We start from the raw sequence: 6,458 nt of genomic DNA, 5'->3' as shown, positions 1-6,458 counted from the left end.
GCCCGGCGGTGATCCGCCGGGCGCGACGCGACGCCGGTCAGTTCAGGGTGATCGGCAGCGCGGCCAGATCGTTCTGGGTGAGCACCGGCAGATTGCCGAGCTCGCTGTCGGGCACCGCGAGCTTGAGCTCGGGGAAGCGCTCGAACAGCGCGGGCAGCGCGATGGCCGCCTCCAGCCGCGACAGCGCCGCACCCGGGCAGATGTGCGGGCCGTAGCCGAAGGCCAGGTGGCGGTTGGCGGTCGCGCGGGTGACGTCGAACTCGTCGGCCGTCTCGCCGTGCACGGCGGTGTCGCGCCCGATCGCGCGGTAGGACATCACCACGCCCTCGCCCTTGGCGATCACGGTGTCGCCGACGGTGATGTCCTCGGTGGCGAAGCGCATCAGCAGGTGCGAGACCGGGCCGTCCCAGCGCAGCGACTCCTCGATCACCTGCTTCCACTCCACGTCCCCGGCCAGTACCTTGGCCAGCTGCTCGGGCTCGCCCAGCAGCGCGCGCACGGTGTTGACGATCAGGCTCACGGTGGTCTCGTGCCCGGCGGCGACGAGGGCCTTGATATTGCCGATCGCCTCCTCCTCGGTGAGCGCGGCGCCACCCTCCTCGTCGGACACGACGAAGGCCGAGGTGAGATCGTCGCCCGGGTCGGCGATCTTCTGCTTCACCTGGTCGGTGAAGTACACGTCGAGTTCACCGATCACCCGCAGGCGCTCGCCCTGCGGTGTCATCACCGAGAAGAACTTCTTGTACCAGTCCAGCAGTTGCGCGTGGTCCTCGCGGGCGACGCCCATCAGGTCGCCGACCACCCGCATGGGCAGCGGGTAGGCGAAGACCTGCTTGAGGTCGACGGGCGTGCCGTCGGCACCGGCGGCGGCGAGGTCGTCGAGCAGTTCGGCGGTGAGCGCCTCGATGGTCGGGCGCAGTTCCTCGAGCCGGCGCGGCGCCAGCGCCTGGGCGGTCTTGAGACGCAGGCGGCGGTGCTCGGCGCCGTCGACATTGAACATCGAGCGGTCCACGTCGACCATGCCGATCAGCGGCCACTGGTTGGTCACCACGCCGTCGGTGTAGAGCTTCCAGGCGTTGATGTCTTTGATCAGGCGCGGGTCGGTGGTCAGTTTGCGCGCGACCGCGTGATCGGTGACGGTCCAGGCGGGCACGCCCAGCAGGTCGATGCGGGTGATCGGGCCCTGCGCGCGGAGTCGGGCGGTTTCTCCGTCGAGGTCACCGACCATGGGGTCGATGGCGAACGGGCATTGGGAACTCACGACGAACCTCCGACGGGTCGAACCGGTGTGAAACGAACGGGCAGTGCGGTCATGCCCCGAAGGAAAGCCGAAGGGCGCCGGGTCAACTGGTCGGCGGGCACGGCCAGGTCGACGTCGGGGAGCCGGTCGAGCAGCACCTCGATCCCGGTCCTGGCGATGATCTCGGCGATCTGCTGCGCGGGGAACGGGCAGCGGTATTCGCCGTAGCTGAACGCGAAGTGCGCGTTGTTGCCGGTGGGCACCGAGTCGCCGTCGGTGAACGACTGGCGGATGTGCGGGTCGAGATTGGCCGCGGCCAGCCCGAGCAGCAGCATGTCGCCCGCGCGGATGGTCTGATCGCCCAGGCGGGTGTCGCGGGCGGCCCAGCGCCCGGCCAGGATCGAGGTGGGCCCCTCTTCCCAGAGCACCTCGTTCATGGCCTGGCCCACGCTGCGCCTGCCGCCGCCCAGCGCCGCGGCGAAGCGGTCGTCGGTGAGCATCAGCCGCATGGAGCTGCCCAGCCAGTCGGCGGTGGTGAGATGACCCGCGGCGGTGATCGCCATCAGGTCGTTGATGTATTCCTCGTCGGTGAACGGCTCGGGATCGGCGAGCATGAGCGAGGTGAGATCGCCACCGGGCCTCGCCTTCTTGCTCATCAGCAGCCGGGCCATGTGCTCACCGAAGCGCACGAAGCCGTCCTGGGCGTCGGCGCCACCGTCGGCCAGTGCCTTCATGGTGGCGGCGAGGTCGGCGGCGTCGGCGTCGGGGAGGCCGAGGATGCGGCCCAGGGCCAGCACCGGCAGCGGTTCGGCGAACTCGGCGACCAGGTCGGCGGAGCCGCGGCCGCAGAAGTCGTCGGCCAGCCGGTCGGCGAGTTCCTCACAGGCCCTGCGCAATTCGAAGTGATCCACCGCGTCCAGGGCGGGTTCCACCATGGCCAGATGCCTGCGGTGCTCGGCGCCCGCGGTGAAGTAGATCGAGGGCATCGGCCGACCGACCATGGGCAGCAGCGGCCAGTCTTCGGGCACCCGGCCCCACTGGTTCCACAGCGACACGTCACGCGGGAACAGCAGCGGATCGCTGGTCACCTGATGCAGTTCGCGATAGCCGATGATCAGCCAGGCCGGGAACCCGCCGGGCAGCTCGACCGCGACCACCGGACCGTGGTCGCGGCGCATCTTCCGGTACACCTCGTGCGGCTCGATGTGGAATTCCGGCCCGCTCAACGGGACGGCGCCGGTGACCGGGCACGCGCCCGTCGGAATGCTCATGAAACGGATTCCCCCTGCGGGACAGCGGAATACAGATGTTCTACCAGAGCGATGAGCACCTGTTTGCTCGATTCGCGCGAGCGCGCGTCACACATCAGCAGCGGCACCGCCGGGTCCAGATCCAGTGCCTCGCGTACAGCCTCGGGGGCGTGGGCCTCACCGAAGTCGTTGCAGGCCACCACGAACGGGGTGCGCTGGTGTTCGAGGCGGTCGATCGCGTACCAGGAGTCGGCGATGCGGCGCTGGTCGACCAGCACGATCGCGCCCAGCGCACCGGTGAACAGCCGGTCCCACAGGAACCAGAACCGTTGCTGCCCCGGCGCACCGAACAGATACAGCACGTGCTCCTCGTCGAGGGAGATCCGGCCGAAGTCGAAGGCCACCGTGGTGGTCGACTTGCCGGGCACGCCCTCGGCGTCGTCGACACCGACGCCCATGTCGGTCATCGTGGCCTCGGTGTCGAGCGGCCTGATCTCGCTGACCGAACGCACCAGGGTGGTCTTGCCGACCCCGAATCCGCCGATCACCACGATCTTCAAGCCGTGCTTGACCGTGCTGTCCAGCGGCGCCTGGGCGCGTTCGGGCGCGAGCTCAGAGTTTGCGAAGTCCAACGAGCACCTTCTCGAGGGTGGACAGATCCAGCGTCATGGCTGCCGAGAGCGGAGGACGGACGGTGATCTTGCCCGCGTGCAGCAGATCCGAGAGCACCACGGTGGCGACCCCGACGGGCAGGCGCAGTTCGGCGGCGATCTCCACCACGGCGGTGGGCGCCCGGCACATCCGCAGGATGGCCACCTGTTCGGAGGTCATCCCCGCCGAGGGACCGGATTCGCTGACCACCAGGGTGACCAGGTCGAAATCCTCGGTGGCCGGGGCGCGACCGCCGGTGAGGGTGTAGAACCGGTCGGGATCGTCGTCGCGCAGCGCCCTGGTCAACTCGGCACCACCCGTCTCGGTTGCGCCTGCATATGCTCGCCCAGCTGCTCGACGAGCTCGTGCATGGTGTGCCCGACCAGGCCCGCGTCGGCGTCCTCGGCGGCCACCACCGCTAAGTGCGCGCCGCGGCCTGCCTCGATCACGAACAGGATGCCGCCGTAGAACTCGGTCATCGACTGGCGGACACCGCCACGCCCGTCACCGAATTCGACGGAAGCCCCGTGCGACAGGCTCTGGAACCCGGCGGCGATGGCGGCGAGCTGGTCGGCGCGGTCGACGTCGAGTTCCGGGGTGTGGCAGATCTTGAGCCCGTCACCGGAGAGCAGCAGGGCGTGCCTGGCGCGTGGGGTGCGGGCGAGCAGTTTCTCGAGCAACCAGCCGAGGTTGGTGGATGTGGTGGTCATCGGTCCTCCGGAGAGTCGGGGGCAGCGTGGCGGCGGCCCGGCGCGGAACGTTGGAAGGCGCCCAGTGCCGCGGGCTTCGTCGGCGCGGCATCGGCGGCCGGTGGGGTGGACAGACCTTCGGGATGCACCTGGGCCAGGGTGCTGCCCCGGCGCCGCTTGGGCAGCACGGGTGTGGCGTCGGGGACCTGCTGGTCGGGCGCGGCGGTGCTCTCGGGCCAGCCGAAATCGGCGGTGGCGGGCCGGGCGTGCTGCGCGCGCGGGATCGGGGTGTCGAACTGGCCGAGGTCGGCTCGCGGGGCCTCGACCGGGCGCGGCGGTTCCACCGGGCGCGGGGTCGGGGTGGCGAGCAGCCCGGCGCCGCGGCGTTCGGCGCGCGCGGTGAGTTCCCGCGGGACCACGACCACCACGGCGGTGCCGCCGATCGCCGAGGGCCGATACGACACGGTCAGATCGTGTTTGCGGGCGAGATTGCCGACCACTGCCAGCCCGAGACGGGTGCCCGAGAGGGAGGCCAGGTCCACGCCCTTGCCCTTGTGATCGCGTCCGGAGACGGCGGCCTCGGCGCGGCGCAGCGCCGATTCGCTCATCACCAGGCCACTGTCCTCGATGGTGATCACCACGCCCGCGGGCACTTCCGCGGCGTAGACGTGCACCTCGGTGGTGGGCGGGGAGAAGTTGCAGGCGTTGTCGAGCAGTTCGGCCAGGGTGTGCATCACGCCCTCGGCGGCGTGCCCGGCGACGCCGACCTCGGCGACCGCGCGCAACCGCACGCGCTGATACCCCGCCACGCGGCCCATCGCACCGCGCAGGATCGATTCCATGGCAATCGGTTTCGCCCAGCGGCGGCCGGTGCGGGCGCCGCTGAGTACGGCGATGCTGTCGGCGAGGCGGCCGGTCTGGGCGGTGCGGTGGTCGATGTGGAGCAGGTCGGTGAGCACGCGCGGGTCGGCGTGGCGGTGTTCCATCTCGCGCAGTTCGGCCAGCATGGAGGTGGTCATGGCCTGGATGCGGCCCGCCGCGCCGGCGAAGGCCGCCAGGGCCGCGGCGCCGCGGCGGCCGTTCTCCTGTGCTTCCCAGGCGAAGGCGGCGGTGTGCTCCTCGGCCTGCGCGATGCGCGTGGCGGATTCGGCGACATTCCTGGCCAGTTCCTGTTCGGCCTGCTCGGCGGCGGCCTTGCTGCGCTGGGCCTCGGCCCTGGCACGCAGGGTGAGATAGATCGCCGGGCAGCCGACGGCCACCGCGGCGAGAGCGGCGCTGAGGACCGGGATGCCGATGGCCGTGGGCGCGAAAACCGCCGTGACGACCGCGATCACCACAATGGCCAGCCCGGCGCCGAACACCACGGTTCCGGCCTGTCCGGCACCCTCGCGGCCGACGCGCGCCTGCCGCACCGGCGCATGCGCCATCGGCTCGACTTCCGCAGTATTCACAGGCCCCCAACCGCCAATCTCGAACCAATCACGCGGCACGACAGCCCGTTCAGATAGTGCATGCGAGCATATCGAGCCCCCGCCCCGCCTGCCACTCGGACGAGCGCGGTTCACTATGTGTTCGCACACACTTGGCGCCGGGGCCGCCCGGCGGGCTCATTCCAGTGACCAGGACATCCCGAACGCGGCCACCGCGGCGAGGAATTCGGCGGGGTCGAACAGTTCCGCCGGTGCCCACACCCCCGGCTTTCCCGCTCCGGCGACGATCCTGGTCGCGACCTCCACGGCCAGCTGAGCGCTGTTGCGATAGGCGTCGGGACCGCGGCCGATGCCGCGTAGCGCCCGTCCGTCGTGCCGGATGTCGACGATCATGAAATACGGCGCGGGGGTGCTCGGCGCCTCCGGGGCGGCCGCCAGATCGGCCTCGGTGACGGTGCCGACCACATCGAAAATCGAACGTGCCAGAACACCTTCCACCGCGCCCGCCGTCAGATGCCGGGGAATGGTCACCACCGAGGGCTGCGGGAATTTCACCACTGCGACAGGTTCTGATTCTCCGGGCAGCAGGAAAGTTTCCCGGCGCGCAGTGACGCCGGTGCGGAATTCCCCGTCGATCCAGGACAGTCCGCCGCTGGTGAACACCTCCAGATTCCGCAGGACCGTGCGCATACTCCCCCGCGAACCCTCCCCGCCCGGCGCGGCGACATGACTCAGCACGATCTCGTCGGCCCCGCCGAGCCGCTCGGCGCCGAGGTGGGCCAGCAGATCGCCGAACACGCCCGCTTCGGTCATGGCGGGTGCGACGGTGACGCCCGCGGCCGCGGCGCGTTCGCCGTACTCGCCTAAGACCTTCGCGACGTAGAGCTGTTCCCCCGCGACATCGGTGTAGTGGGCGCCCACATCGATCGCGGCCCGCAGCACCTGCTCACCGGTGCCGGTGTAGTCGGGCAGCGTGCTGATCACGGCGTCGGCGCCAGAGAAGGCGGCGCGCAGGGCGGCCGGGTCATCGGCGGCGGCGACCCTGGCCTCGGCACCGAAACCATTGAGCCGCTGGACATCACGACCGACGACCACGGTCTCGATCCCGCGCTCGCGCAGTTCGGTGACGGCGAACCGGCCGACGTGTCCACTGGCTCCGTAGACAGCGATCTTCATGTCCCACTCCCTTGTTCATCAG

At 70.4% G+C, this 6,458-nt stretch carries 7 protein-coding genes; all 7 read right to left on the bottom strand.

Annotated features, from left to right (window positions below):
• Positions 1–37: 37 nt before the first annotated feature.
• The 7 genes from ACWEMY_RS25705 to ACWEMY_RS25675 all read right to left on the bottom strand — a co-directional run bounded on the left by ACWEMY_RS25705 (position 38) and on the right by ACWEMY_RS25675 (position 6,436).
• The gene (locus tag ACWEMY_RS25705) at positions 38–1,261 is read right to left on the bottom strand and encodes a cytochrome P450 family protein (RefSeq protein ID WP_452392079.1); all 1,224 of its coding nucleotides are present in this window, start codon (positions 1,259–1,261) and stop codon (positions 38–40) included.
• The gene (locus tag ACWEMY_RS25700; RefSeq protein ID WP_452392078.1) at positions 1,258–2,511 is read right to left on the bottom strand and encodes a cytochrome P450; all 1,254 of its coding nucleotides are present in this window, start codon (positions 2,509–2,511) and stop codon (positions 1,258–1,260) included. The genes ACWEMY_RS25705 and ACWEMY_RS25700 overlap by 4 nt, the downstream gene beginning before the upstream one ends.
• Positions 2,508–3,122, bottom strand: coding sequence for a GTP-binding protein (locus ACWEMY_RS25695; RefSeq protein WP_452392077.1), 615 nt, complete (start codon positions 3,120–3,122; stop codon positions 2,508–2,510). Before ACWEMY_RS25695 ends, ACWEMY_RS25700 begins: the two co-directional genes overlap by 4 nt.
• Complete coding sequence (locus ACWEMY_RS25690; RefSeq protein WP_375929485.1) at positions 3,103–3,447, bottom strand: DUF742 domain-containing protein; 345 nt, start codon at positions 3,445–3,447, stop codon at positions 3,103–3,105. The genes ACWEMY_RS25695 and ACWEMY_RS25690 overlap by 20 nt, the downstream gene beginning before the upstream one ends.
• Positions 3,444–3,851 (bottom strand): roadblock/LC7 domain-containing protein, encoded by a 408-nt coding sequence (locus ACWEMY_RS25685; RefSeq protein ID WP_375929486.1) that lies wholly within the window; start codon positions 3,849–3,851, stop codon positions 3,444–3,446. The genes ACWEMY_RS25690 and ACWEMY_RS25685 overlap by 4 nt, the downstream gene beginning before the upstream one ends.
• On the bottom strand, positions 3,848–5,281 hold the full coding sequence (locus tag ACWEMY_RS25680; RefSeq protein ID WP_452392076.1) for a sensor histidine kinase: 1,434 nt from the start codon (positions 5,279–5,281) through the stop codon (positions 3,848–3,850). The genes ACWEMY_RS25685 and ACWEMY_RS25680 overlap by 4 nt, the downstream gene beginning before the upstream one ends.
• A 156-nt stretch (positions 5,282–5,437) precedes the next feature.
• Complete coding sequence (locus tag ACWEMY_RS25675; RefSeq protein ID WP_452392075.1) at positions 5,438–6,436, bottom strand: saccharopine dehydrogenase NADP-binding domain-containing protein; 999 nt, start codon at positions 6,434–6,436, stop codon at positions 5,438–5,440.
• Positions 6,437–6,458: the final 22 nt, after the last annotated feature.

The sequence above is a fragment of the Nocardia sp. NPDC004415 genome (assembly GCF_053602435.1).
This window is presented reverse-complemented; position numbering and strand designations above follow the sequence as displayed.

Coding starts and splice junctions, on each gene's coding strand:
- ACWEMY_RS25700 (WP_452392078.1), bottom strand. CDS start 2,511: ATGAGCATTCCGACGGGCGCGTGCCCGGTCACCGGCGCCGTCCCGTTG.
- ACWEMY_RS25685 (WP_375929486.1), bottom strand. CDS start 3,851: ATGACCACCACATCCACCAACCTCGGCTGGTTGCTCGAGAAACTGCTC.
- ACWEMY_RS25675 (WP_452392075.1), bottom strand. CDS start 6,436: ATGAAGATCGCTGTCTACGGAGCCAGTGGACACGTCGGCCGGTTCGCC.